This is a genomic window from Streptomyces colonosanans, from assembly GCF_001866645.1.
Classification (GTDB): Bacteria; Actinomycetota; Actinomycetes; order Streptomycetales; family Streptomycetaceae; genus Streptomyces; species Streptomyces colonosanans.
This window is the reverse complement of sequence record NZ_MLYP01000045.1, coordinates 43902-69971: the sequence shown is the minus strand read 5'-3', so window position 1 is coordinate 69971 and position 26070 is coordinate 43902. Positions and strand designations below refer to the sequence as shown.

Here is a 26070-nt window from a genome sequence, read left to right as displayed (position 1 = left end):
GTCTCCTCACTGGCTTCCGGTGGCTTCGGGCATCTGGCGGCGCAGGTACACCCACGAGGAGGCGACGACGATGACCGACAGGACGAGGGCAATGGCGGAGCCGTAACCGACGTGGAAGAGCCGGAATGTTTCGCGGTACATGGTGAGCGCGAGCGTTTCCGAGGAGCGGGACGGTCCGCCCTGGGTCAGGATCCAGATCATGTCGAAGGCCTTGAGGCTGTTGACGATTGCCATCCCGACGACCACGACCGTCATGGCGCGCAGCTGCGGCAGGGTGATGTGGCGGAACATCCGCCAGCCGGTGGCGCCGTCCAGCTCGGCCGCTTCGGTGATCTCCCGTGGGATGGCGCGCAGGCCGATGGTGAAGAGCACCACATTGAGGCCGGCCGCCTGCCAGGTGCTGGCGATGATCATCGAGATGGTGTTCTGCGGCCACTCCAGCAGCCAGCTCGTCGCCAGGCCGTCGAGGCCGATGGCACGCAGCACTTCATTGACGGCGCCGTCGGAGGTCAGCATGAACTTCCACAGCACGGCGGTGGCTGCGCCGGAGATCGCGTACGGCAGGACGATCACCAGTTGGGCCAGCCAGCCCAGCCGCATCCGAAAGGTGGCGACGGCGATGGCGAGGCCGGCGACGACGGGCAGCAGGAGCGTGCCGGCCACCCACATCACGGTGTTGAGCAACGACCGGCCGAAGACCGGGTCCTCGGCGAGCCGGGTGTAGTTGTCGAGTCCAGTGAAGCGGCTGGTGAAGCCGTTGTCCTCGAAGAAGCTGCCGTAGACGCTGCGGAAGAACGGATAGACGAGCAGCACACCGACGAAGAGCAGCGCGGGCAGCGCCCAGGTCAGGCTCGCCAGCGGGCCGCCACGCCGGCCGGCAACCGAGGCGTGGTGGACAGCCTGGTGGGGCGTGCGTGTCGGGATCCGGCGGCGTGTCCGCACGGGTTTGGCGGTGGTCACCATGTCCGTCATGCCTGCTCCGCCTCCCTCCATACCTTCCACGCTTCGTCGGCGCGGTCCTGCATCGTGTGGAGCACCGTGCGGTACGAGGACGGGTTGAGCAGGAAGCCGGCCAGGTCGTCGACCGTCGCCTCCACGAGCTCCGGGGGCCCCTGCTCCCAGAAGCGGTTGAGCATCCAGAGCTTGTCGTCACGCGCCTTCCGGACGATGCCGTCGATCATCACGCTGGCCGGCGGCACCTGGGGGTTGGGGCAGCCGTCCTGGAGGGAGTGGGAGAACGCCTGCATCACCTTCGGGTTCATCCAGGCGCCGGCTGCCTTGTAGGCCTCCGTGCGGTCGGGGCCCTTGACGGTGCAGACGAGGGCGCTGGACTCGAAGATCATGCTCGGGCGGGCCTTCGTGTTCTGCATCGGCAACACGAAGGCGTCCAGATTCTTGCCGGGCCTGCCGCCTGCGGCGACAAGCGTGGAGCCGAGCCAGGTGCCGCAGGGCACCATCCCGATCTTGCCGTGCACGACGCCGGCGGCCGCGTCGTTGTGGTTCATGTCCATCGGTGTGAACCAGTCCTTGTCGAAGAAGGACGCGATGGTGCGCATCGCCCGTTCGGTACGCGGGTCGGTGTAGCGCTCCCGGCCGTTCATCAGGTCCTCGTAGAACTGCGGGTCCTGGCGGCTGAGAATCTCCTGAAACCAGATGAACGAGGGCCAGCGGCCGTCGGCCGTGCCATGCAGCGGAGTGATGCCGGCGCTCTTCAGCCGCTCGCAGGCGGCGAGAAAGTCCTCCCAGGTCCCCGGCTTCCGCAGTCCGTTCGCGGTGAAGACCTCAGGGTTGTAGAAGAACACCCAGTATGCAAGGTTCATCGGCAGGCCATAGACGCGGCCCTGGTACGTGAACGCGTTGCGGAGCGAAGTGTCGACCCAGCCCTTGCCGGCTGCGCTCTCCCAGTGGTCGGTCAGGTCGACGATGCCGCCGGTGCGGGCGAGGTCCTGGAGACGGTAGCCGGACCAGTACTTGAGCATGTCCGGAGTCTTGTTCGTACGCAGCGAGGACTTGACGATCTGCTCGAACGAGTCGAGCGACGGGATGACTTCGGGTACGAGTCGGATCCCGGCAACGGACCGCATGGCCTTGCCTGCGGCGGTCAACGGGACGGCCCAGGCCGGGTTGTCACCGTGCACGGCGACCTTGCCGGGAGGCTGGCCTGCGGCGGTTCCACAGGCCGTGGCAAGTGCGCCCGCGCCGGCTGCGAGGAACAGGGTGCGCCGGTCGATGCATGGATGGAGCGTCGTATGACGACCTGACATGAATCGACTCCCTCCAACTTGTTATCGTTAACACACCCGTTGGAGACTGACGATGAACTGACCGGCTGTCAATCCATCGCGCAGAGCTTTCCGGCCGGGTTGGCGAAATGAGTGCACCGGTAGGCGTCGTGGCCGCTCTGCCGTATCCGACGCGATCCGGGCACAGATGTGTCCACGCCGCGGATGCGCCAGGACGAGTCCGGGTAAGCCGTGGGCGCCCGACCTGGCCCCAGATAGATCAGATCTATATCTTGACGCTTCAGGCGGAGGCGTGCACTCTGAATCGGACTTGAGCCATGTGCCGAGACGAGCAAGTCCCAAATACCGTCGCATAACAGTACCGAGGACCTGAATGATCCGTTTGTGACGACAGACCTCGAGACCCTTTCGACCGCACTCCAGGTGGACAGCGACGACGTGACCGGAGGAACGCGATGGATAAGGCCTGCCTGTCTGCGCTTCGTCGGCAAGCGCCTGTTCGGTATCTTCTCGTACCTACCCGGGCAATCGGACCACGAAAGTACCATCGCTCGGCGTCTTCCCTGGTCAAACGCATGATCCGCGCGCTCGCACCTGACAGCGACACAGAGCTCGACAACCTTCACCCCCAGGACTGCGCGGGGCATCACCGTCGCCCCTGACCGCTCAGCTCGAACCTCGCCGGCTGGACCGGGTACGCCCCGGCGCCCCACCCGCGCTGGTGATCACATCAGAGGCCGTCGAGGCGGCGCGGCAACGCGAGCACCGCCACCAGCGATCTCGGTCCTCCTCATCGCCAGAAGAGTTTGAACTATGTGAGTCTCCACTCGTCGCCCGATCCATTTATTTCCCCTGGGAGGAACTGTGGACAGACGCAGCTTTCTGATCGTCGGCGCCCTGACGTCCCTCACGGCGACCGGCATCACGGCCGTCCCCGCCCATGCTGCTCAGGCGTCCAAGCCGTTACGGATCAACGCGGGTTTCCTGTCGGTGGATTTGAGTGAAACCGGCCTGGTCACCGGGCTGGTGGATCAGCGTGATGGCACCGACTACCTGTCCGCGAGCAGATCGGTGCCGCTGGTCAGTGTGGTGGCCGACGGGAAGCAGGAAGCCCCCACCACGGTGCGGAGGTCGCCGCGAGATGGACGGGTGTTGGTGTTCAGCGGCGAGAAGGTGACGATCGATATGAAGGTCGTCACGTTCCCCACCTACACCACCCTGGAGGTCGTCGGTCTGAGCGCCGCTCCCGGCGTGGATGTGCAGACGCTGCTGTGGGGTCCGCTGCCGACGAGTGTCACCCAGACTGTGGGGGAGACCGCCGGGGTCGTCCGCAACGACACCTTCACGATCGGGGTGCGGCCACTCAACGACAAGACGGTGGGTGGGTGGCCGAACGAACACCTCTCCTACGGATTCGGCCCCGACCTCATCTGGAACCCCTACGGTCTGCAGACCGGCGAGAAGGATGAGTGGCTGGCCAGTAACGTCGCGGCGAAAACGACGTGGGGCAGTGTTCTGCGGGCCTCCACCTATGACTACAGCCGTGTCCGGCTCCGGGAACGGACCACCGGATACCAGATCCCGCTCGGGCCGATGCCGGGACCGGAAGGCCAGATCGTCGGGTCGAAGATCGCGCTGTTCGGCAGCGCTCCAGACCTTGCGCTTACCGTACTCAGTCAGATCGCCCAGGGCCAAGGCCTGCCCTATCCGACCCTGGGCGGCCAGTGGCAGAAGGCGGCCCAGCGCACCTCGCAATCCCACTTCTGGCTCTTCGATCTCAACACGAGCAACGTCACCGCCGCCAGCCAGTACGCCCAGCAGGCCGGGATCAAGAACATCTACGCGATCGCCGGAAACGGGCCGTGGAAGTCGCATGGGCACTACCAGTTCAACAGCGCGTTCGGCGGCTCGGACGAGGCCGCGGCCCAGTTGGTGGCCACGGCCGCGCAGCACGGCATCGACGTCGGTGTGCACACGCTGTCCGACTTCATCGATCCATCGGACCCCTATGTCTCGCCACGGCCTGCTGACCCCCGGCTCGCTACGGGCGGAACGGTCAAGCTGACCCGTCCGCTCGGCACGTCGGACACCACTCTGTATGTGGACGCCGACCGCCCACTCGGACCTGGTCTCGACGGGAAACGGCTGCGTGTCGATGACGAGTTCATCACTTACAACACCGTCACGAAGATCGGCGACACCGAGTGGCAGGTCAGCGGCTTGGGTAGGGCGCAATGGGGCTCTGTGGCGCAGTCGTACCCGGCAGGTACCAGCGCGGCCCGGATCAATGTGAACGGGTACGGCGGCGCGATCGGCGGTCTGCCGATCATCGACGAGATCGCGACCCGGCTGGCCACCGCGTACAACACCACCGGCATCCGGGCCACGTCCTACGACGGGTTGGAGTCGGCGGGCTACACCGGCTGGGGTGGCTACGGCTTCGCGCGTCTGGTCAACGGCGTCCACCGGCAACTCGATTCCAAGGACGACCTCGTCACCGAATGCAGCAACCTCTCTTCCAACACCTGGGACGCCCAGTCCCGAGCCAGTTGGGGCGAGATCGGCGTCACGGACTACGCTCAGATCATTCGGAGCAACACCTTCTACCGCGCCAACTATCTGCCCGGGATGATGGGCCAGCAAGCGCTCTCCGGGAACTCCAGCCTTCGGACGATCGAAGCCACCATGGCGCGTGCGGCCTCCCTCGACGCCGGCATCAACTTCGAGACCAGCGTGCAAGGCCTCGCCTCCGGATCGAACACCGCCGCGATCTTGGACGCCGTCCAGACGTGGGAGTCCGCGCGCAACAGTGGCGCCTTCACCCTCGCCCAGAAGAAACTGCTCGCCGATCCGGCCGCCAACTGGCATCTCAGCGTCGTCACCCCCGGCACTGAATGGGAGCTGCAGCAACTCGACTCCAGCGGAAACGCCGTCGGAGCACCCCAGATCGTCAAGGCCCCGGAGCCGGGCTTCACCAATCCAGAACCCCCGAGCCCTCGAGTCGGACACCTCTACGCGTTCAAGGTCACCTCGACCACCCCCCAGACGATCCGCTACGACATCACCTCCGGCAGCCTCCCGGCCGGACTCACCCTCAACATCGACACCGGCGCCATCACTGGAATCCCCACCACCCCTGGCACCAGCAAGTTCACGATCACAGCCCGCAACGGCGACACCCGTCCCGACGCAGCAGTCACCTACAAGGTGAGAGTGGCCTCATCCTCTTGATGGTGTTGATCAGAAGCTGCATTGGTTGTCCCCGAGGGTGTGCGCTTGAGCTCGGCGTCGACCAGCTCGTCAGAACTCTGCGCAGGCGACAGCGCGTGCTCGATCGCCCAGAGTCCCGGCGCCGATCGCCGCTGCGTTGTCACCTGTGCGGCTCGGAGATTGAGTTCAGCGGTTCATAGCGCATAGGCCCGACGCTCACTTGGCGCAGGGCATCGGCGAGGGCTGGTCGAGATCCTCGGCCTCCTTGCTGGTGCCCTGCACGCCTTGTGCTGACCAGGCGCGCAGCTCGGTCCGGCGCCGCCGGGATGTACGTGACCGGAACCTCCGTACCAGGTCAACACGGGGTGGCTGCTCGCCGCGAACCTTGTAGCCGATCTCGGCGCCTGATTGCGGTTGTTGACCCTCCACGACCGTGACGAACCGGCCGACGCCGAGCCGGACACGATGCGCTCCCGCCTCTACCACCGGCCCGCCCGCCTCGCCCACCACGCCCACCGCCGATACCCGCGCATCGAGCGGACTGCATCACCACCAGCTGGCTCAGGCTGAACAACCTGACCGTCGCCCCCATAGATCCGGTTTATTGGATGTTGCAGATTGGATAGCTATGTAAAATTGCTGTTGGTAGTGTCGGTGAAGAGCCCGCCGTCTCACCCACGAGCGGGTCCCGCAGAGGAGACTGAGGAGAGAGGTTGACTCGACGCGAGCCGTCGCCACCCGCGCCACAACAGGAGGGTGCGGCGGATGCTTATCGCCCCGGTTACGAGATCGCCGCGGAGCTGATTCTTGAGTACATCGCCCAGCAGCGCCTCGAGCCCGGTGCCCGCCTGCCGACGGAGAAGGACCTGGCCGACGCGGTCCGGATGAGCAAAACGGTGGTCAGGGAAGCGGTGAAGATCCTGTCCGCCCTGGGGCGGCTCTCCGTACAGAAGGGCAGGGGCATCTACGTCGCCGAGCCGGCGGGCGACTTGTGGCGGCAGTCGGTCTCTCACTTTCTGCCTGCGAACCTTCAGCAGGTGGACGAGATGTTCGAGTTCCGTCGCTTCGTGGAGACCACCACCGCGCGTATGGCGGCGCAGCGGGCCGTACCGTCCCAGGTGAAGGCGCTGCGCGAAGCGGCACAGCAGTCGGCGGACGCGGCAGAACGCAATGACGTCAGAGCGTTCAACCAGGCCGACGAGTTGTTCCACGGCAAGGTCGGGACCGCAGCGGCCAACACCTTCCTTTCTGCGACCCTCGAGTCGGTCCAGCGGCTCCAGCGGCAGGTCAGCGCCATCGGGCTGGCAGGCAACTCGAGCGGGTCGCTGGTGGTGGCCGCAGAGCAGCACCTGGCGATCGCCGACGCTGTCGCGGGCGGGGAAGAGGACCGGGCAGCAGCACTCATGGCCGAGCACATCGACCTCACGCAGGAACAGTTCCAGCGGGAAATCCGACACCGCCTTTTCCCCGCCGACGATGCCCCGGTCGACAATCGGCCACCGGACGCGGTGGACGACCACGCGCATCACTGACGCGGGCCTTGCGGGCCACCGCCGCAGGGTCGGGCTTCCCTGCGGTCCCGTCGGACCAGACCGCAGGGAGGCCGGTCAGGCTGGGCTGACGCCCAGGTGGTACGAGATCGCTGCGTCGGACGCCAAGTCGCCGTCGTGCGCAGTGATGGTGAACCTGCTGGTGCCGGGAGTGGTAGGGATCCCGGTGATGGCATCGGTGTCGCACATATGGCGCTCCTGGCAACCGCGAGATGCGGTTGTTTCGCAGGCTCCTCAGCCTTCGTTGTCCGGCTTGACCTTCAGGGTGTAGGAGACAGAGGCGTCGGGGACGGCTCCGTCGTTGCGGGCGGTGATGGTGAACCTGCTGGCTCCCGCTTTTCTGGGGATTCCGATGACACCGCCGGTGTCTTTGTTGAGGGCGAGTCCCGCCGGTAGGGCACCAGAGGTGACTTCGTAGCGGATGGTCTGTGGTGTGCTGGAGGTGGTTTTGAACGCGTAGAGCTCACCCACGCGGGCATCCGGCGGGGTAGGTGTGGTGAACCCGGGCTCTGGTGCTTTCACCGGCTGCGCCTCCCCGATCGGGTTGCCGGCGGAATCCAACTGCTGTAGCGACCACTCCTGGTCGGGCGTACCCTCACTCAGATGCCAATATTTGTTCGGGTCGGCCAACAGCATCTTCTGCTCGGTGGTGAACGCACCAGCCTTCCGTGCGGACTCCCATATCCTGATAGCTTGAAGCACCGCCGCCGTGTTCGATCCGGAGGCGAGGCTGCGCACGCTGGTCTCGAAGTTGACGCCGGCGTCGAGGGAGGCCGCGTGCGCCAGGGTGGTTTCGATCATTTGCAGGGTTGAGCTTCCCGAGAGCCCTTGCTGACCCATCATCGGAGGCAGATAGTTGGCGCTGTAGAAGATGTTGTTCTTGATGACCTGGGTGTAGTCGGTGTAGCCGATTTCGCCCCAACTGGCCCGGGACTGGGCGTCCCAGGTGTTGGACGACATTCTGCTGGTCTCGCTGATGAAGCCGTCCTTCGCATCGAGCTGGCGGTAAACCCCGTTGACCAGACGCGCGAAGCCGTAGGCACCCCAGCCGGTCTCTGATGCCGATTCCAACCCGTCGTAGGACGTTGCCTGGATACCGGTGTTGTTGTACGCGGCGGCCAACCGGGTCGCGATCTCGTCGATGATCGGCAAATCGCCGATCGCACCACCGTAGGAGTTTTCGATGATCCGGTCGACGCCGGTGCTGGCGGGATACAGCTGCGCGGACGATCCCCACTGGCCGCGGGCCAGACCAGTGACCTGCCACTCGGTGGCGCCGGCCTGCGTCAGACCGGTGTAGGTGATGAACTCATCGCCGATGCGCAGGCGCTTCCCTTGAACGCCGGGCCCGAGCGGTTTGCCAGAATCCACATAGAGCGAGGTGTCGGATGCGGCTAGTGGACGGGTCAGCTTGACGGTCAGGCCGGTGGACAGGCGCGAATCGGCTGGTGGGGGTGAGACGTACGGATCTCCGGAGTCGATGAAGTCCGAGAGAGTGTGTACGCCGACCTCGATCCCCTCCTTTGCCGCGGTGGCAACAAGCTTGGCGGCGTTCTCGTCCGAGCCGCCGAGCGCGCTGTTGAACTGGTAGTGCCCGTGCGATATCCAGGGCCCGTTGCCGGAGATCGCGTAGATGTTTTTTATCCCGGCCTGCTTGGCGTACTGACTCGCGGCGATGACGGTGCTCGTGTTGAGATCGTGGACCCAGAAATGCGATTGCGAGGTGCGCTGGGCCGTCTTCTGCCACTGCCCACCCAGCGTCGGATACTCCAGCCCCTGCTCCTGCGCGATCTGACTCAACACCGTGAGAACCAGATCCGGCCCACTACCGAACAACGCGACCTTCGACCCGATAATCCGACCCTCCGGCCCCGGCAAAGGCCCCAGCGGAATCTCATACCCGCTGGTGCGCTGGCGGACCCGCACCTTGCTGTAGTCATAGGTGTAGGCACGCAGAATGCTGCCCCAGGTGGTCTTCGCCGCGGCGCTCCATTCCACGTGGATGTCCACCTGCAGACTGTAGGGGTTGTCGAAAATGTCGGGGCCGAACCCGAAGGAGCGATGCTCGTTCGGCCAGGAACCCACGGTTTTGTCGTTGAGTGGCCGTAGGCCGAGGGCGAACGCGTCGTCTCGGAGCACCCCGGCGCATTCACCCACCGTCTGGGTGACCTTGGTTGGCAGCGGTCCCCAGAGCAGGGTCTGCACGTCCACACCCGACGCCGCGGTCAGGCTGACCACCTCCAGGGTGGTATAGGTGGGATACTTGACCACCTTCACCTCGACCGTGGCGTTGTCGCTGCTGAAGACCAGCACTTTGGGATCGCGTGGTGAAATCTGCACCCGGGTGGGTGTTTCCTGTCGTCCGTCACCGAGCACGACCGATACCAGCGGCACCGACTTGCCAGGCGCCACGTAGTCGGTGCCGGTACGCAGATCCCGCAGGCCGGCCACCCGGCCGGTATCCGACAGATCAACCGCGAGGAACCCCGCGTTGATCCGCAACGGCTTGGACGCCTGAGCCGCGTGGGCAGGCTCGGCCGTCATGCCGGTCGCCGCCAGCGACGTCAGGCCGCCGGCGATCAGAAAGCTGCGTCTGTCCATGGTTCCTCCCAGGAGAGATGGACCGTGACAACGTGCCTGCCATGGTGAACGTCGTACCAGGGCCGACCCGTTGTCGTTTGGCCGGTGACAAGGGGGCGCTGTCTGCGGCCCTCCCCGCGACGGGGCAGATCAGAGCTGTACGACCTGCCTGCTCCGGCGGGACTGCTCCGCCGCGAACACCACCCGGTGGCTGTCACGGCTCTCCGCCGCGCCGGTGAGCAGGAGTTCGGGGCGACCCTCGTGGTGCGCGCGTACGAAGGAAGAGATCAGACCCGCGTCCCCGCCGCCGTGGCCCTCCGCGGCGGAGGCACCGCCGGCGTCGGTGTCGATGAGGGTGCGCTCGTCGGTGGCGAAGTCGTAGATCTCGATGTGCCGACCGTCGCCGGTGATCTGCCCTCGAGTGCCGAAGATCTTGGTGCTGCGGTTCTCCTGCGGGGTGAAGGCAGTGGCGGTGAAGGATGCGGTCGTGCCTCCCTCGTACTCCAGGTTCACCACCTGGTGGTCCGCGACGTCGTTGTCGGTGTGGTAGACACATCGCCCGTACGGTCCACTCGCGAGCGCCTCTTCCACGCAGGCTTCGGTCAGTTCCTCTGCGGCGACCGAGGTGAAGTACCGCTTGACGCCGCCTTCGCGCAGCCCGACTTCATAGAGCCTGCGCGCCGAGTACGGGCACCCGGGCTCGATCGAGCAGGACACACACCGCTCTCCGGCGCCCTCGGGGGCGTTCTCGGCACGGAAGTGAGCCAGCCCGCCGAAAGAGGAAACAGCCCGCACGGGCCGGCCGACGATGTAGCCGAGCCAGTCGATGTCGTGGCAACACTTCGTGAGCAGCAGGAAACCGGAGGTGTCCTCGCGCCGCCAGCTTCCCCGGACGAACGAGTGCGCGAAGTGCCAGTAGCCTATGGGCTCCAAGTGCTGGACATTCACGATCTCGCCAATACGACCGGAGTCCAGGATGCGCTTGAGACGGACGGTGTAGGGCGCATAGCGCAGCACGTGGCAGACCGTCAGGGAGACCCCGGCATCCTCGGCGGCGGCGGCGATCCGGTCGCACTCGGCAGCAGTCGTCCCCATCGGTTTCTCGAGCAGGATGTCGTAGCCGCGGGCCGCGAATGCCTCCACAGCCTCGACGTGCTGTGTGTCCTGTACGGCGATGATCACGACATCGGCGAGACGAGGACCGCCGGCCATCTGCCGCCAGTCGTCGTGGCAGTGCGTGGTCGGCACGCTGTACCGGCTGGCGAGTTGGTCGCGGCGGCCGACACGCGGCTCCGCGAGCGCGGCGATGGTGACAGGCGTGCCACCCGCGGCGGCCAGCGCCGCATATCCGGCGCCTCGCGCGCCCGCGCCGGCGATGGCGACACTGAGCGGACGATCGAGCGGTATGCCGTGGTGGTCACGCAGATTGGTGAACTGCTTGGCGGATGTAGCAGGAGTGTGGTGGGTCACGATCGTCCTTTGAGGGCTGCTTCAGCGGGGCCTTTGAGGAAGTGCCTCTGCAAGGTGAGGTGGTGAGCGCGCACAGTGCTGGCTGTCCCGAAGCGGGAGTGGTGACGACACAGGTCACGGCCGAGAGTCGCCGAGATCACGGTGAGTCCGGAGCGGTACAGGCCTCGATCCACACGACGACGGCGCCGAAGGTCGGGCCAGTCTCGGCAAATTCCTGACGATATTTCTGGTACCCTTTGAAATAACTTCGCGAGCCACTGTGCACCCTCGCCGCAGCCGCGTCAAGAGGGGTGGGAGCAGACCGTGATCAACACTGGAAGCGATCCATCACTCCTGCGCCGGGTGAACCAGTCCGCGGTGCTGCGCGCTCTGTACGACGCTGAAGAGCTCACGCTCACCGAACTCGTGAAAGCCACCGCGGTCGCCCGCAACACCGTGGAGAACGCGGTCGCCGGCCTCGTCGAGCAGGGGTGGGTGGAGGAGGTGGCTCCGGCCGCCGACGGCCCACGCCAGGTGGGCCGTCCTGCCAAGCGCTACCGCTTTCGCAGTGAGGCGGGCTGCGTGCTCGGCCTCGACATCGGCGTCCACAAGATCCTCGCGATCGTCGCCGACCTGCGCGGCACGGTGCTTGCCACTCGCCGCACAGCCGTCGGCCCTGATCACAGCCCCGCCGAGCGCATCGCTGACGCCCGCACGTTGGCCCGCCGCACGCTGCGTTCCGCAGCTCTCGGCGTGACGGACGTACGAGCCACAGGAGTCGCCACGACCGGCGTGGTCTCCGCCTCCGGCACGGTCACCGTGAGCGGACGACTGCCGGACTGGGCGGGCACCGACCTCGTGGCGGCTTTCATGAAGCCGTTCGGCGCGCCGGTTGTCGTGGGCAATGACTGCTCGCTGGCCGCGGTCGGCGAGCAGTGGCAGGGGGTGGCCCGCGGCCACCAGGATGTGATCTACATCCACGTCGGCCATCGCATCGCCGCGGGGATCCTCCTGGACGGCCGACTGCGTGCCGGGCGCAATGGCGCCGCGGGCGAGATCGGCGTTCTCCGCAGTTCCGGCTGGCACACCGCGCCCGGCCGCCTGCTGGAACACTGGGATTCCGCGGAAGGTGTCTTCAGAGCCGTTCACGCCGGGGATCATCGCGCCGAACAGGCCCTGGCCGACTTCACCACCGACCTCGCGCAGGGCGTGGCGGCCATGGTCCTCACCGTCGACCCGGAGCAGGTCGTCATCGGCGGCGGCATCTCCCTCGCCGGCGAGCTCCTCCTCGCCCCCCTCCGGAACCGCCTCAGTGACCTTTGCCTCTTCCCGGTTGAGGTGGCTGCCTCGTCGCTCGGCGACGAAGCCGCAGCACTCGGCGGCGTACGGCTCGCACTCAACACAGTGGAACAGGAGCTGTTCCGCGTGCCTGGCGTCAACTGACGCGCACGCACGACTCCAGGACGCGATCGAGGGGCCGTTGGAGCGGAGTTCTCAGCCTCAGTCCCGCGCCACCCCGCCCGACCAGCCATCCTGGTCGTACCCGATGCCGGCCGCAGTGGGGGCCCGGAGCTGCCCGTCGGGACCGACTGACGATTCACGTACCACCGGGTTGGTGAGGACGAAGGACTCGTAGTAGGTGGTGTTGGGGATGGCCATGCACAGATGCGCGTTGACGATCCCGGATCCGTGGACCTCGGCTCTCAGCAGGAAACTCTCGGCGAGATGGGCCACCCGCATGGCACCGGTGATGCCTGCCTTGTACAGCGCGCTGGTCCGCACGCTGCCGGCCGCACCGGATGCGATGAAGTCGGCCGTGTTCATGTGCGCCCCGTCCGAGGTTTCGGCGACGAGCAAGGGAACGGCGACACGTTCGGCGAGCCTGCGGTATGCCGTCACGCTGAACTCCCGCATCGGCTCCTCGTACCAGGTGTACCCGGCGTCGGACAGGGCTTCGCCGAGGTAGAGCGCATCAGCGAGGTCGAAGGCCGCTGAGCCGTCGTACATCAGACACACGTCATCCCCGACGTGGTCCCGCAGCTTCCGGCACAGCTCGGCGTCCTCACGCGCGTCCCCCCAGGCGTGCAGCTTGATCGCGGCGAAGCCGGACGCGAGACACTGGTCGGCGACATCGAGGTACTCCTCGATGCTGGAGAAGGTCGCCGTACTGGCATAGGCCGGGATGGCTTCGCGGTACGTGCCGAGCAGTTGGTGCACGGGGAGCCCAGCCGCCTTTCCCGCGAGATCCCACAGGGCGATGTCGACGAGCCCGAGGACGTAGATCGGGAACTCCTCGATGCGGTCCAGCTCCCACAGACGGTGCCACAGGAGCTCGCGATGGGAGGGATCACGGCCCAGTAGATCCTGCCGAATGCGGCGTTCCACCAGGTCGTTGAGGATGGTCCCACGCCGCGTGTGCGCTTCCCCGCACAGGCCTTGATCGGTATGGATGCGCAGGATTCCGCCCACAATCGCCCCTTCCGAGCCGGGCAGACCCCGGCGCCACCGGAAGACGGGCTGGGCCGGCAGATCGACCAGTTCAACGGTCACGTCGGTGATACGCATCTCGCCCCTCAGGTCATCGGATGTAGCTCACTGCGGCTTGCGGTTCCCGCCAGCAGCCCCTCAGTAGACCCGGCCTCCGTTCGGGCCCGTATGGCCGCCCCTGCATAGGGAGATGACACCTCGTGCCTGAACCGAAGACCTGTCGTCGTATCCCGTTCCACGTCGGAGGCTGGTGTGGACCTTGTGTGGCATGTAGAGATGTATCACATCTATCTGGTCGCGGACAGAGAGCGATAGTTCCGTCTAATGTCTTGACGCCGCCGAGAACGGGGCCGATACCCTGAGCGCTCTTGATGGCTGAACGCTCAGAACGAGCGGTCGCTCTCCAGAACGCGCGCGTTTCCCGAAAGAATCTGAACTATGTGGCGGTATCCAAGGGCAGATGGGAACAGGTGACCTCCCAGCTCGTCATGGAACGACAAAGCAGTGACACCACCACCGGCCTCGGCACTGACGGGTAGGGGAATGAGACACATGACGCGGAATCCGATGGTCCTGAAAACCGCCGCTCTCGCCGGTGCTCTCGTGCTGACCGGATGTACGGCAGGCGGCACCGGCGAGAGCGCTTCCAAGGGTGACAAAGCCACCCTGACCTTTCTCACCTTCGAGACACCCAACCTCGACGCGAAGTACTGGGATGCGGCGATCGCCCGCGCTTCGGCGAAGGTGCCTGGCGTGACCATCAAAAAGCTCGTGTCACCCAGCGCCGACCGCACCGGATACGCGAAACAGCTCGACAGCACCGGTCAGTTCCCGGACATCATGATCGGTCTGAACCCGGCTGGATTCGCCGAGGCGGGCAAGCTGGCCCCCTGGACGGACCGCGAGCTGGCGAACTATGTCGATCCGCACGCCAACCCGTACGGCGGCAAGGTCTACCAACTGCCTTATGCCACCCAGGCGACGCTCGTCTACTACAACAAGAGCGACTTCGCCAAGGCAGGCATCAATGCGCCACCGCGTACGTACCGTGAGCTGCTCGCGGACAGCGCCAAACTGAAGGCAAAGGGGATCAACCCCTTTGTGGTCGGCGGCGGCGGCAAGGACACCTGGGCCGACATGTTCCCGCTGATGTGCACGGTGGCCACTGACGTCTACAAGGAGACGCCGGACTGGTTGTCGCAACGCAGCGCCGACAAGGTCAAGTTCACCGATCCGGCTTTCGTCAACGCCGCTCAGAAGATTGCTGATGTGGCCCACAAGGGCTACATCGACCCGGCGGGGCTGTCGCGCTCCTACGCCGATACCGAGCAGGCGTTCCGCGACGGCAAGGGGGCCATGTACCCGATGGGCAGTTGGTTCTCCGCCTCCGCGGACGCGAAGAAACCGAGCTTCGACACAGGTGTGTTCGCGTGGCCCACCGATGATGGCTCGCCGGCCCTCCCGAGCGTCACGGGCGGCGGAATGTCCGTCAGCTCCAAGGCACCGGATGTGGGTCTGGCCAAGAAATGGGCGCGGGCCTTCATGGAGGACCAGAAGAACCTCGATGCCGCCGTCAAGGCTGACGGGCTCATCATCGCCATCAAGGGTTACCGTCCCCCCAGCAACATGGGTCCCGTCTACAACGCTACCGTGGCCGCGTACCGAGAAGCGCTGAGCGCGGACGGAATCGTCAACTCCTTCTCCCAGGAAACCGGCGACGGCTCCTTGCCACCAGGCCTGGCCGACAAGGCTGCCGCGGGTGTCCAGAAGCTGCTCGGCGGCCGCATGACAGCCTCGGCATTCGGCGCCTACATGGACGCGCAATGGGACAAGGCCACCCGGTAGTGCGGATGGCTACCCGCTTTCCACTGGATCGTGCTCCTGCTGCGCCCGGTCGTCCAGGCGCAGCAGGAGGGAGGCAGCCGGTCATGGGCCCGAAACGGTACCCGCGCCCGCCCCGGCGGGCGCGCTCACGAGACAAGCTGAGTCGCTTCGCTGTATTCGCAGCCCCAGGGCTCCTGGCCTACTTTGCTCTTGTGCTGGTGCCGATCGGCATTGCGATTGCCTACAGCCTGACCAACAAGGATCCCTTCAATCCCCCGACCCGATGGGTAGGGCTGGACAACCTGACCAGCCTGCCCTCTGACGACGAGTTCCTCCAAGCGCTGAAGAACACCACCGTCATCGCGGGGATCGTGACTCTCGTAACCAACGCAGGCGGTCTGGCCCTCGCCGTGCTCCTCGATCGACGCGGCTGGTTCTACAACGCACTGCGGAGTGTTTTCTTCATCCCGGTCGTCCTGAGCGCGGTGGTGGTCAGCGTCATCTGGCAGACGATCCTCGTCGACGACGGCCTGCTCAACTCCATGTTGCGGCAGCTGGGCATGGGCAACCCACCGGGATGGCTCTCCGACCCGAGCCTCGCCCTCTACACGGTCTCCTGGGTCATCGCCTGGCAAGGGCTCGGGTTCTGTGTCGTGGTCTACCTGGCCGGGCTTCAAAGCATTCCCAAAGAGCTGTACGAGGCGGCGGCTATCGACGGTTGCGGACCGGTGATGCGGTTCTGTCACGTCACCTGGCCGATGCTGGCGCCTGCCGTCACGATCAACACCGTGATGTCCCTGATCGGCGGATTCAAGGCGTACGACCAAGTCCAGGTCCTCACCAACGGCGGTCCCGGCCCGGGAACCACATCCACACTTGCCTTCCAGGTGATTCAGACCGCGTTCACCGGCAACCACATCGGATATGCCTCCGCGATGGCCGCGGTGATGCTCGCCATGGTCGCGACCATATCGGTGATCGCGCTCAGGCTTCTGCAGAAACGCGAGGTGTCTTCCTAATCATGACCGGACTCCGAGCCTGGCTACGACCGTTGGTCGCGCTCCTCGTAAGTTCCCTGTTCTTCCTGCCGGTCTACCTCGTGCTGGTCAACGTGTTCAAGCACGGCTCGGCGATCGTCTCGAACCCGGTGGGACTCCCGATCCCACCGACCTGGGACAACATTCACAGCGTACTGTCCCGCCCGGACCATCTCTTCTGGTACGGATTGATCAACAGCGCGGAGGTCACTGCGATCTCCATGATGCTCGTCACCGCGGTCTCAGCCATGCTCGGCCACTACCTCGCACGGTCGGCCGGCGTCGCAGCCAAGGTCACCATGGTGACGCTGCTGTGCGGGCTCATGGTCCCACCGGCGGTCATCCTCACCCCCATTACGGAGGTACTCCGGGCCCTCGGCCTCATGAGCACCGTGCCCGGCCTGATCGTGGCATACGTCGGCTACTACGTGCCGTTCGGAGTCCTCGTCTTCGCCGGATTCGTGAAGACGATCCCGCGGGAACTCGAAGAAGCAGCCGAACTCGACGGCGCAGGCCCGTTCCGCGTCTTCTGGCAGGTGGTCTTCCCTCTGATGCGGCCGGCATCGGCAAGCGTTCTCATCTTCCTCGGCGTCTGGATCTGGAACGACTTCCTCAATCCGCTGATCATCTTGGGGCCGGCCACCGGTACCACGGTGACCGTCGGCATCTATCGCGCCATCGGCGAGCACCAGGCGGACTTCGGCACGGTCTTCGCGCTGATGTTCCTGGCCACGCTGCCCATTCTCGTCTTCTATCTGGCTTTCCAGAAGCACTTTGTCAAGGGCCTCACCGGTGGGGCGACAAAGGGCTGAGCGATTCCAAGGCGGCAACGTAGGCGGCACCGTCGCCCTCATGCTGTACCGGCAGGCCTTCATTGCCGGGCCGACGTCCGGAGCGCGTGACCGGGCCCGGAACAGCGTGCCGGCGCCGCGTCCCGCTGCCCGGCCGTGCTACGCGCCGTAGCGCACCACCGACGTCGGCACCACCGTCCGGCGCGCCGAGCCCGCCGACGCGTCCGGCCCCTGTTCGATCCGGTCCAGCAGCAGCCGGGCCGCCCGGCGTCCGACCTCTTCCGCGTCGTACGAGACGACGGTGACCGGTACCTGCAGCATGTCCGCCATCTCGAAGTCGTCGAAGCCCGCGAGCGCGGTGCTGGCGCCAAGGCGCCACACCGCCCGGTAAGCGCCCAGCGTGATGCGGTTGTTGGAGCAGAACAGTGCTGTCGGCGCATCCTCGCCGTCCAACAGCTCCATGGCCGCCGCCTCTGCGGTGGAGATGTCGTGCGGGCCCCGGCGCACCCACTCCTCGTGCGGTGTCAGACCGGCTTCCTCATGCGCGGCCCAGTAGCCGCGGAAGCGCTCTGCTGCGGTGAACAGACCGGGTGGATTGCCTAGGAAACCAACGCTCCGGTGCCCTTCGGACAGCACTTGTGCGGTGGCCTCGCGGGCTCCACCGAAGTCGTCCACGAGAACCGCGTCGGCCTCGATCTCGGAAGGCGGCTGGGAGGCGAAGACCACGGGCGTGCCGCCGAGGGTGGCAGGACTGAGATGAGGGTGTGCGGCGCCGGCCGGAACCACGATCACGCCGTCCACCCGGCGGGATATCAGATCCTCCACCAATTCACGTTCGCGCTGGACCTGTGACGCCGTGTTGCCCAGCACCAGCCGAAGCCCATACTCCTCGGCGACGCTTTCAGCGCCGAGCGCGAGACGGGAGTAGAAAGGGTTGCCGAGGTTGGTGACGACCAGACCGATCATGCCGCTGGGCCGGCCCAGACGCAGAGTGCGGGCCACCTCGTTGCGACGGTAGCCCAGTTCGCGTACGGCAGCGAGCACCCGCTCCCTGGTCGTAGCGCTGACGCGCTCGTCCTTCAGCACCCGCGACACGGTCATGGCACTGACGCCTGCACGGGCGGCGACATCCCGCATCGTGGGCGTCGTCGCGGGTCCGGTGGATCCGGGACTGCCGGACGGGGGCACTGCGCTCGCTCTCTCTTCCAGCCGACGGCTGCGGGCGTTTCCACAGCGCGCCCGCAGCCTTCATCCTATGCCTCGGTCAGCGTGCGCACCCCCAGCACGCGGCGCCAACGGGCAGAGTGGGCGGACGTTGCCCATGCCCTGATGCGGTCGATGCGAGTTGGAGAAGCGTTCGAACTCGCGTACTGCGTGGAGCAGATGACGCTGATTCCATATCAACGTGCAACTCAGGAGTTGACGCCGACAGGTCTGCACCCGCCGCTCCATGACGGAGCGCTCGACCAGGGGCTTCACCGGCCCGTCCGCGCACAAGATCGCGTCGGTGAGCTCGAAAAGCGCATCGGCGCGGCTGTACAGGCAGCCGTAGAATTCGACCCGAAAGCGGGACAACACGCTCAATGCCTCGCCTGCGGGCACATCGAGGGGGAGACTAAGAGGAAGCGGCCGTTCTCGCGTGCTTCGTTACTCGACATCTCGAAGCGTGAAGAACGGCCGCGTCACGTGCCGCCGGATCCTGGAGATCTCAGCAGGTCGAGTGACCTGCGACGTTGAACGCCTAACTAATAACCCCGCCCTGAAGAGATGGGGCTTGCGCGCAAGATCACCGGTCAGCCCTGCTTCACGCGGCCGAGGACCTCGACCTCGGCCATGTTGAGTTCGACGGGGGTCTTACTGGCGAGCCACACCCGCACATAACGGCCCCGGGCGGTGGTTTCGACGGTGGTGGGGCCTGCGGCCTGGTCCGTCTCGTGGTGGCTCCAGACGCCCGGCTTGCCGAACTGGTCCGCGAGCGTCCCGGAGAAGGGCTGGTCGGACACCAGGACGTAGTAGTCCTTCGTCCGCTCCGCGCAGCAGTCCGTCCGGTTGTAGATCTTGATCTTCTCGAGGTCGGCGCTCGATCCGAGGTCGACCTGCCACCACGGCTGCGCCTCGCGGCCGCTGGTGGTGGAGAAGTTGAAGCGGTCACCGTCGACGGCCTTGTCGGCGCTGAAGGGGAACTTGCCGCCCCAGTCGTAGTCGGAGATCTGGGTCGCCGTCTTACCGTGGGCGAGCTCCCTGAGGGGCGGCAGTCCCATCGACTCGTCGTGGAGGTTCTCCACCCGCGTGACGAAGTCCTCGATGAACGGATCGCCGATCTTCACCTGGCCGTGCTGGTGGTGCTCCGCCGGGTCGACCGTGATCTGCGAGGCCGCGGCGGCTACGGAGCCCATGGACTTGCGCTCCTTGGCCGCCTCGGTCGCGTTCCCGGCATCGATCGCGGCGAGGGTGTTCAGTCCGTGCTCCATCGCCTGTCCCCACAGTTGCGTGGCGTCCAGCCAGCGGGAGGCGTCGGAGAGGAACAGCTTGTCGGGCACGCCCTCCCGGATGACGGCCGGCGCCCGCGTGACCGCGCGCACGGACGGGAGGAATCCGCTGATCGCGGCCCGCGCATCGGTTCCGTAGGCGTTCCAGAACCGCTCCAACTCGGCGCTGAACACCGGTGCCTGGGGCTGCCACAGCTCGGAGCCGAAGGTCGGGGCCGCGTGGTTGAGGTCGACGAACACCTGCACCGCGTCGGCCGTTTGGCGGTCCCCCGCGGCGAGGTGGAGAGCGGCCTGGCGTCCGGAGCGGTCCCGGTCGTAGCCCCGGTCGTTCCACGAGAAGTCCGACATGGTGAAGACCGCGAGCTTGCTGGCGGCCTCCTGGTTCATCGGGTTGGAGACGATGCCGCTGAGGTGGTCGGACAGACCGGGCTCACGCTTGTCGTACGGCGCCAGCAGCAGTCGACCCGCGGTCCGGCCGAAGTCGTTGACCGGGTAGTTGTCCCACACGAAGACTTTCCGGCCGAAGAGTTCGGCGGCCTTGGATGCCTGAGCGTTGGTGATGTCCTTCGGCACCACGTCCGTCCCGGTCCACATCACCTGCACTGCGGGGTCGAGCGTGGCACGGATCGTCTGCTTGTACGCCGTGTCGGTCAGATCGCCGTACTCCGTGGGCACCATCTGCAGCGGGTTGGCCCCTTGCCGCTTGGCGACGAAATCGCGCTGTACCGTGTTCAGCAGACTCACCTGGGCGCGGGCCGCCGCACCGCGGCCCGGCGCTCCGAACTTCTCCGTGTCGCCGGGGCAGTTCCAGCTGGTGTAGCTGATGTCGTCCAGCGGAACGGAGAACGACCGCACGCCCGCGTCGTACATGGACTGCATTTTGTCAGTGAGTGCCTTGGTGTCGGCGGGGTTTGAGTAACAGATGGACGCGCCGGGTGAGACGGCGAAAGTGAAGCGCACATGATCGGCCCGGGCGCGGTCGATCAGTTCGCGCAACTCGGCGAGCCTGGCCGGCGGGTAGGGCTCACGCCACTTGTCCCGGTGGTACGGGTCGTCCTTCGGCGCGTAGACATAGGTGTTGGACTTCATGTCGCCGAGGAAGTCCATGTGGTCCAGACGCTCGGCCGCCGTCCACGGCGGGCCGTAGAAGCCCTCGATGGTGCCCCGCAGCGGCATCGAGGGGAAGTCGCTGACCTGAGCGCCCGCCACCTTCCAGTCTCCGTCGTCGTGTTGAAAGAGCTGGCGCAGGGTCTGCACCGCATAGAACTGGCCTGCGGCGTCCGTACCACCGAGGGCGATCTCCGGATGCGACTGCCGCCCCCTGACTCGCAGGGCGTAGCCCTCGGAGTGGCTGGGCACGGCGGTGTCACCCAACGCCTCTCCGATGTCCGCACGATCGGCGGGTCCGAGTCTGACAGTGAGCAGGCCCTTGGACGCTTGCGGGACGCTGTCGGGGGAAACGTTGTCAACGCGCGCGGCGCCGTGGTTCTTGAGCTCGCGGACGAGCCGGTCGCGGGCGGCTGCATCCGTGCGCGCGTCGGCGACCAGGAGCACCCGGCCGGTGACGGTCAGGTCGTCGCCCGAACGGGAGATGGACTGCGGTGTCGGGGAGACCGGCGGCAGGGGACGGGCGCCCGCCGAGACGGCGCCCCGCGCGTCCGTGGATTCTGCGGCCTGTGCACCGGCTCCGGGCGTGAACACCCCGAGCGTCACGCAGCTTGCTATGGCGAACACGCCGAGTGCCGTTCTGCGCCTTCTCATGAAAATCCCTCCAGGTGGTCTAGACCACTTTCGCCTTAAGAGGCTACTGGTCGGACTCGGCTCGCTGTCAAGACGTTCGACCTGCCGGCTGTAGCGGGTGCCGGTGTCGAACTGCAGGACACGGGTGCCGCTTGGGCGAGCCACGCCTCAGTCCCGACTGTCGATCACGGGCGCGGTTCCCACCCGTTCCAGAACCTCGGCCCGGAACTCCTCCGGCGTGGCAAACGGACGGGGAGAGCCCCAAGTCGCTTGCGCGAACAACTTCAGCCACTCCTGCAGCAGCCTGGCGTTCCCCCTCCCCCATCGACTGCGGCGGGTCGCACCACGCGGACAGATGGGCGCCGACTTCGATGTGCGGGCCAGGACCCCCGCGGGGCCCGCGCCAGGTGCCCCTCGGTAACCAGTCCCTCCGCAAGCAATTCCGCGGCCGGCCGCAGGCTCATCGCGGAGTCCGGGTGCAGCACGATACGTGGCACCGGAGCGACGACGTTCGCCCCCTGCACCGCCGCCTCCGCCCGTTCCATCGTCCGCGTACTCCCTTCGGCAGAACCTCGCCCAGGTCACGCGCCACGCTACCCCCTAGTGGTCTAGTCCACTAGGGATCTGGCTGTGAAGCCGCCCTCCGCGCCGAACAATCTGCAAGGCGCGTGGACTTGACGAGCCCTCTCGTCCTGACAACGATGTCGCCCACGTCACCCGTCGGACCGATGAAGGAACGCCCATGCACATACCGAGACCAGTCCGTCTGGTCCGTGTTCTATCCACCGTCGCGGCTACGGCCCTCATGATCAGTGGCCTGTCGACGACTGCCGCGGGAGCATCCCCAACGGTAGGACCGCAGTTCCCCGAGGATCCGACGGCGTACGTGAACACATCGATCGGGAACAACGGCTCGGGTACGACGTTCCCGGGCGCGGCGCTCCCCTTCGGGATGGTGCAGAACAGCCCGGACACCCGGCTCAACTCCTATGCTTCGTACGATCACGCGGACTCGCAGATCCTGGGATTCAGCCAGACCCACCTGTCCGGAGTCGGCTGCCAGACCGCGGGCAACTTCCGTCTGATGCCGGTGCCCGGCGACTTTCCGGGGACGCAGCCGAGTCAGCAGGCGGCCGGTTTCCGTCACGCCGACGAGCACGCCGAGCCGGGGTACTACAAGGTCGGCCTGCAATCGGGGGTGACGGCCGAGCTGTCCGCGACCGAGCGGACCGGCTGGCACCGGTACACCTTCCCGTCGGACGCGTCACAGCGCACCGTGGTGGTCAACGTCGGCTCCAGCAACGGCTACACCTACGCCGGCCATGTGGACGTCGTGAACGACGACACCGTCGAGGGCTGGATCACCGGCGGCAACTTCTGCTGGGAGACGGGCAAGGAGCGGTACAAGGTCTTCTTCAGCGCCAAGTTCGACCGGCGGTTTGACAAGTTCGGCACCTGGGCGGACGGCGGGCACGTCACGTCGAGCCGCCGGTCGGCGGACATCAGCGGTACGTCGTCGAACGGATCCCGGGCCGACGGCGGCGCGATGGTCGGGTTCAGCGGCGGCGGCCAGGTCGGCGCGTCCGTCGGCGTGTCCTACACCTCGGTCGACGGCGCCCGGCTGAACCGCCGCACGGAGAGCGCGGACAAGACCTTCGACTCCGTCCGGGCCGCCGCGCACCGGACCTGGGTGCGCCAGCTGGAGCGACTGCGGGTGGCCGGCGGCAGCGACGCCGACCTGCGCACCTTCTACTCCTCCCTCTACCGCGCGACGCTGCACCCGTCGGTCGGTTCCGACGTCGACGGCCGGTACATGGGCTTTGACAAGCAGGTCCACCGCAGCGACCGGCCGTACTACCAGATGTTCTCGCTCTGGGACACCTACCGCGCGCAGAACCAGCTCGTCGCGCTGCTCGAACCACGACGCGCCGCCGACATGGCGAAGTCGCTCCTGCGCGTCTACCAGGACGGTGGCTGGCTACCGCGCTGGGCGCTCGGTGCGAGCGAGACCAACGTGATGAGCGGGGAGGGGCCGACACCATTCATCACCTCCCTGTACGCCCGCGGGCTGCTCGACAAGCCCACCGCCCGGGCCCTGTTCGAGGCACTGTGGAAGAACGTCACGGAGGTTCCGGCCGACCAGTCGGTCTTCCGCGGACGTGACGGCAACCCGACCTATGTGCGCAACGGATGGATCGGCTACCAGGACAAGGGCGGCTACGTCTGGGGCGACTCCCGGCAGGCCGGTTCGGCGACGCTGGAGTACGCTCTGGCCGACTGCGGTCTGGCCGAGATGGCCCGCGGACTCGGTGAGTCGGCCAAGGCGACGGCGTTGGGCAAGCGGTGCGGCAACTTCGCCAACGAGTGGGACTTCGGCGTGGGTTCGAAGGGATTCGACGGCTTCCCGCGATCCCGGACACCGGAGGGAACCTGGGTGGGCAGCGCGGACCCGACCCAGAGCACCGGTTTCCACGAGGGCACGCCGTGGCAGTACCAGTGGCTCGCGCAGCAGGACGTGCCCGGGCTGTTCGCGCTGATGGGCGGCAGGGCCAAGGCTGAGCAGCGCCTCGACACCTTCTTCGACATGCCCGAACTGCTCCTCGACCACAAGGGTGTTGCGAAGAAATCGTGGGTGGTCGGCGCATACGACTACCACAACAACTTCGCCTTCAACCCGAACAACGAGCCCGACCTGCACGCCCCTTGGATGTACGCGTGGACCGACCAGCCGTGGAAGACCTCCGCGGTGCTGCGCGCGGCGCAGCCGCTGTTCACCGACGACGCCCAGGGCATGCCCGGCAACGACGACCTCGGCACCATCTCGTCCTGGCTCGTCTGGTCCATGATCGGCATGTACGAGGTGATGCCGGGCTCGGCCGAGTACGTCCTGTCCGCGCCGATGTTCGACCGGGTCCGCATCCAGCCGGACGGCGGCCGCCCTATCGACATCACCGCCCCCGGGGCGGACCGGTCGAAGCTGCAGTACGTGCGTTCCGTGAACGTCGGCGGTGCCGCCTCGCCCAAGTCGTGGATCACACACGCCGATCTGCTCCGCGCCGGCACGATCCGGTTCGACCTCACCTCCGACCCGGCGAGCACCACCTGGGGCCGCGGCAGCGGCAACCAGCCGCCTCGGCACGGCACGACGGACCTCGGCGTCCGGCCGTTCGCGTCGGTGTCCGACACGAGCCCGGCCCTGCTGGAGCCGGGCCAGAGCCTCACGGCGACCGTGGGGGCCGCCGATCTCTCCGGCTCCGCGTCCGAGGTCGCGTTCAGCGCCGTCCCCTCCGCCGACATCACGGTGTCTCCGGCATCCGGCCGGCTGGCGGTCGACGCCGGCGGCCGGGCCACCACCCCGGTGACGGTCACCGCGGACGGCTCCGCGAAGCCCGGACTGCACCCGGTCGAGTTCAGGATGACGGACAGGTCGACCGGCGAATCCCTCGGCAGCACGACGATCGCGCTCAAGGTGACATCGCTGTCCTATGGCAAGCCCGCCACGCAGAAGAGCACCGCTTGGGGCGGCGTCGCCGCGCGGGCGGTCGACGGCAACACCGACGGCAACTTCACCGTCGGCTCGGTCACCCACACCGCCGAGGACGGCTCCCCGGAGCCCTGGTGGCAGGTGGACCTCGGGGCGTCGAAGGCCATCTCCGATGTCGCGGTATGGAACCGCAGCGACTGCTGTTCGGAGCGGCTGACCGACTACTACGTCCTCGTCTCCGACACGCCGTTCACCAGCCAGTCGCTCGCCACGACGCTGGCCCAGCCCGGCGTGACCGCCGTCCACCGGACCGACACTGCCGGCACCCCGACGGTCGTCCCGGTGAAGACCACCGGACGTTACGTGCGGATCCAGCTCGCCACCACCGACCCGCTGTCGCTCGCCGAGGTCGAAGTGATCCCGTCGTGACCTCCTCCCCCGCCTAGAAGGCTCATTCAGATCTTGGGTTCTGGCCCCGCCGCGTAAGCGGTGGGGCCAGAACGGTTTTCGTGGTGATGGGGGGATGGGCCGGAGGGACGGTCGGGCCGGATGTGTGGGAGATGTGCGGGAGTTGATCCCGGCCGGGAGGGTCCGCGGCCGGCGCCGGCCCGGCACGCGTCGGCAGCCCGGGGCGACGCGCTGACTTGCTGTGGCCGGGGCGTCAGACGACGTGGTCGGGCCCACGGACGGGGTGCGACCACAGGCTCGACGACGACTTGCCGCAGAGCGGTCGGGTCAACGGCGGCAGCGGAAAATACCACGGGGCATGTTCGCTTCCGCTGCCGCCCAGACGGCAGCTTCCTCCTCCGCCTGGCGGCGGCTGGCCAGGCTGCGCGCCGAGGGGCTGGTCGACCGCATCACCCTGCCGCAGGCCGGACGAACCAGGGTGTGGTTCCCCACCCCATACGTCGTGCAACTCGCCTCCGAATGGCGCGAGATGCTCTGTAGGACTACGTCTGCGGGCGATGGCAGCGAGGTCCAGAGCGGCTTGGCGGCTGGTGGCCGGTGATGTTGCCGCAGTCGCACGGCGCGGCGGTGCCGCTGGCCAAGCCACCACGGGAAGCGTAGCCAGGGCCGCAGCGATGGCGGGCAGCCAGCCGACCAGCGCGTCGGCTCCGGCGCCGACGACGCCGGCGGTGATCAGGGCGGGAAGCAGGCAGCATGCCAAGCCGCCCGGCCAGGCCCG

Annotated in this window: 17 protein-coding genes; 8 read left to right on the top strand and 9 right to left on the bottom strand. The window is 66.8% G+C overall.

From position 1 onward, the window contains the following. Positions 1–6: 6 nt before the first annotated feature. Together BIV24_RS17965 and BIV24_RS17960 are read right to left on the bottom strand one after the other, a co-directional pair. Entirely contained in the window at positions 7–972 is a 966-nt protein-coding gene (locus BIV24_RS17965) for a carbohydrate ABC transporter permease (protein ID WP_071367348.1), read from the bottom strand. Beyond that, positions 969–2264, bottom strand: a complete 1296-nt coding sequence (locus BIV24_RS17960) for an ABC transporter substrate-binding protein (protein WP_071367347.1) — start codon at positions 2262–2264, stop codon at positions 969–971. Before BIV24_RS17960 ends, BIV24_RS17965 begins: the two co-directional genes overlap by 4 nt. Before the next feature lie 843 nt (positions 2265–3107). Between BIV24_RS17960 and BIV24_RS17955 the strand changes: the two genes are divergently transcribed. Next, positions 3108–5474 (top strand): Ig domain-containing protein, encoded by a 2367-nt coding sequence (locus BIV24_RS17955; RefSeq protein ID WP_071367346.1) that lies wholly within the window; start codon positions 3108–3110, stop codon positions 5472–5474. 195 nt (positions 5475–5669) lie between these two features. On the opposite strand, the gene BIV24_RS34465 is transcribed toward BIV24_RS17955, so the two are convergent. Then, positions 5670–5969: a hypothetical protein gene (locus BIV24_RS34465; RefSeq protein WP_071367345.1), complete on the bottom strand. Its 300-nt coding sequence runs from the start codon at positions 5967–5969 to the stop codon at positions 5670–5672. A 197-nt stretch (positions 5970–6166) separates the two neighbouring features. Here BIV24_RS34465 and BIV24_RS17945 point away from each other — a divergent pair, with 197 nt between their 5' ends. Beyond that, positions 6167–6985, top strand: coding sequence for a FadR/GntR family transcriptional regulator (locus tag BIV24_RS17945; RefSeq protein WP_071367344.1), 819 nt, complete (start codon positions 6167–6169; stop codon positions 6983–6985). A 75-nt stretch (positions 6986–7060) separates the two neighbouring features. On the opposite strand, the gene BIV24_RS36065 is transcribed toward BIV24_RS17945, so the two are convergent. The 3 genes from BIV24_RS36065 to BIV24_RS17935 form a co-directional block, all read right to left on the bottom strand. Next, a complete protein-coding gene (locus tag BIV24_RS36065) occupies positions 7061–7192 on the bottom strand; it encodes a hypothetical protein (protein WP_281247755.1) in 132 nt (43 codons plus the stop codon). 45 nt (positions 7193–7237) lie between these two features. Further along, a complete protein-coding gene (locus BIV24_RS17940) occupies positions 7238–9604 on the bottom strand; it encodes an Ig domain-containing protein (RefSeq protein ID WP_071367343.1) in 2367 nt (788 codons plus the stop codon). 129 nt (positions 9605–9733) lie between these two features. Beyond that, positions 9734–11053 carry a Gfo/Idh/MocA family protein gene (locus tag BIV24_RS17935; RefSeq protein WP_245766857.1) on the bottom strand — a complete coding sequence of 440 codons (1320 nt, stop codon included), beginning with the start codon at positions 11051–11053 and terminating at the stop codon, positions 9734–9736. Between the two features lie 303 nt (positions 11054–11356). On the opposite strand from BIV24_RS17935, the gene BIV24_RS17930 reads away from it, so the two are divergent. Next, positions 11357–12475: an ROK family transcriptional regulator gene (locus BIV24_RS17930; RefSeq protein ID WP_071367342.1), complete on the top strand. Its 1119-nt coding sequence runs from the start codon at positions 11357–11359 to the stop codon at positions 12473–12475. Positions 12476–12532: 57 nt separating this feature from the next. Here the strand turns inward: BIV24_RS17930 and BIV24_RS17925 are convergent, their stop codons facing one another. Next, a complete protein-coding gene (locus BIV24_RS17925) occupies positions 12533–13597 on the bottom strand; it encodes an enolase C-terminal domain-like protein (RefSeq protein WP_071367341.1) in 1065 nt (354 codons plus the stop codon). Positions 13598–14062: 465 nt separating this feature from the next. Here BIV24_RS17925 and BIV24_RS17920 point away from each other — a divergent pair, with 465 nt between their 5' ends. From BIV24_RS17920 to BIV24_RS17910, 3 genes are read left to right on the top strand one after another with little or no spacing between them, the layout of a single operon-like run. Further along, positions 14063–15364, top strand: a complete 1302-nt coding sequence (locus BIV24_RS17920) for an ABC transporter substrate-binding protein (RefSeq protein WP_071367340.1) — start codon at positions 14063–14065, stop codon at positions 15362–15364. Between the two features lie 5 nt (positions 15365–15369). Continuing rightward, entirely contained in the window at positions 15370–16362 is a 993-nt protein-coding gene (locus tag BIV24_RS17915) for a carbohydrate ABC transporter permease (RefSeq protein WP_079168351.1), read from the top strand. A gap of 2 nt (positions 16363–16364) precedes the next feature. After that, the gene (locus BIV24_RS17910; RefSeq protein ID WP_071367339.1) at positions 16365–17192 is read left to right on the top strand and encodes a carbohydrate ABC transporter permease; all 828 of its coding nucleotides are present in this window, start codon (positions 16365–16367) and stop codon (positions 17190–17192) included. A gap of 138 nt (positions 17193–17330) precedes the next feature. On the opposite strand, the gene BIV24_RS17905 is transcribed toward BIV24_RS17910, so the two are convergent. Both BIV24_RS17905 and BIV24_RS17900 read right to left on the bottom strand, forming a co-directional pair. Next, entirely contained in the window at positions 17331–18308 is a 978-nt protein-coding gene (locus BIV24_RS17905) for a LacI family DNA-binding transcriptional regulator (protein WP_071367338.1), read from the bottom strand. A 656-nt stretch (positions 18309–18964) separates the two neighbouring features. Further along, on the bottom strand, positions 18965–21421 hold the full coding sequence (locus BIV24_RS17900) for a glycoside hydrolase family 84 protein (RefSeq protein ID WP_071367337.1): 2457 nt from the start codon (positions 21419–21421) through the stop codon (positions 18965–18967). A gap of 721 nt (positions 21422–22142) precedes the next feature. Here BIV24_RS17900 and BIV24_RS17895 point away from each other — a divergent pair. Together BIV24_RS17895 and BIV24_RS17890 are read left to right on the top strand one after the other, a co-directional pair. Then, the gene (locus BIV24_RS17895) at positions 22143–25313 is read left to right on the top strand and encodes a GH92 family glycosyl hydrolase (protein WP_143064622.1); all 3171 of its coding nucleotides are present in this window, start codon (positions 22143–22145) and stop codon (positions 25311–25313) included. Positions 25314–25650: 337 nt separating this feature from the next. Further along, positions 25651–25893 (top strand): hypothetical protein, encoded by a 243-nt coding sequence (locus BIV24_RS17890; RefSeq protein ID WP_071367335.1) that lies wholly within the window; start codon positions 25651–25653, stop codon positions 25891–25893. The last annotated feature ends 177 nt before the right edge of the window (positions 25894–26070 follow it).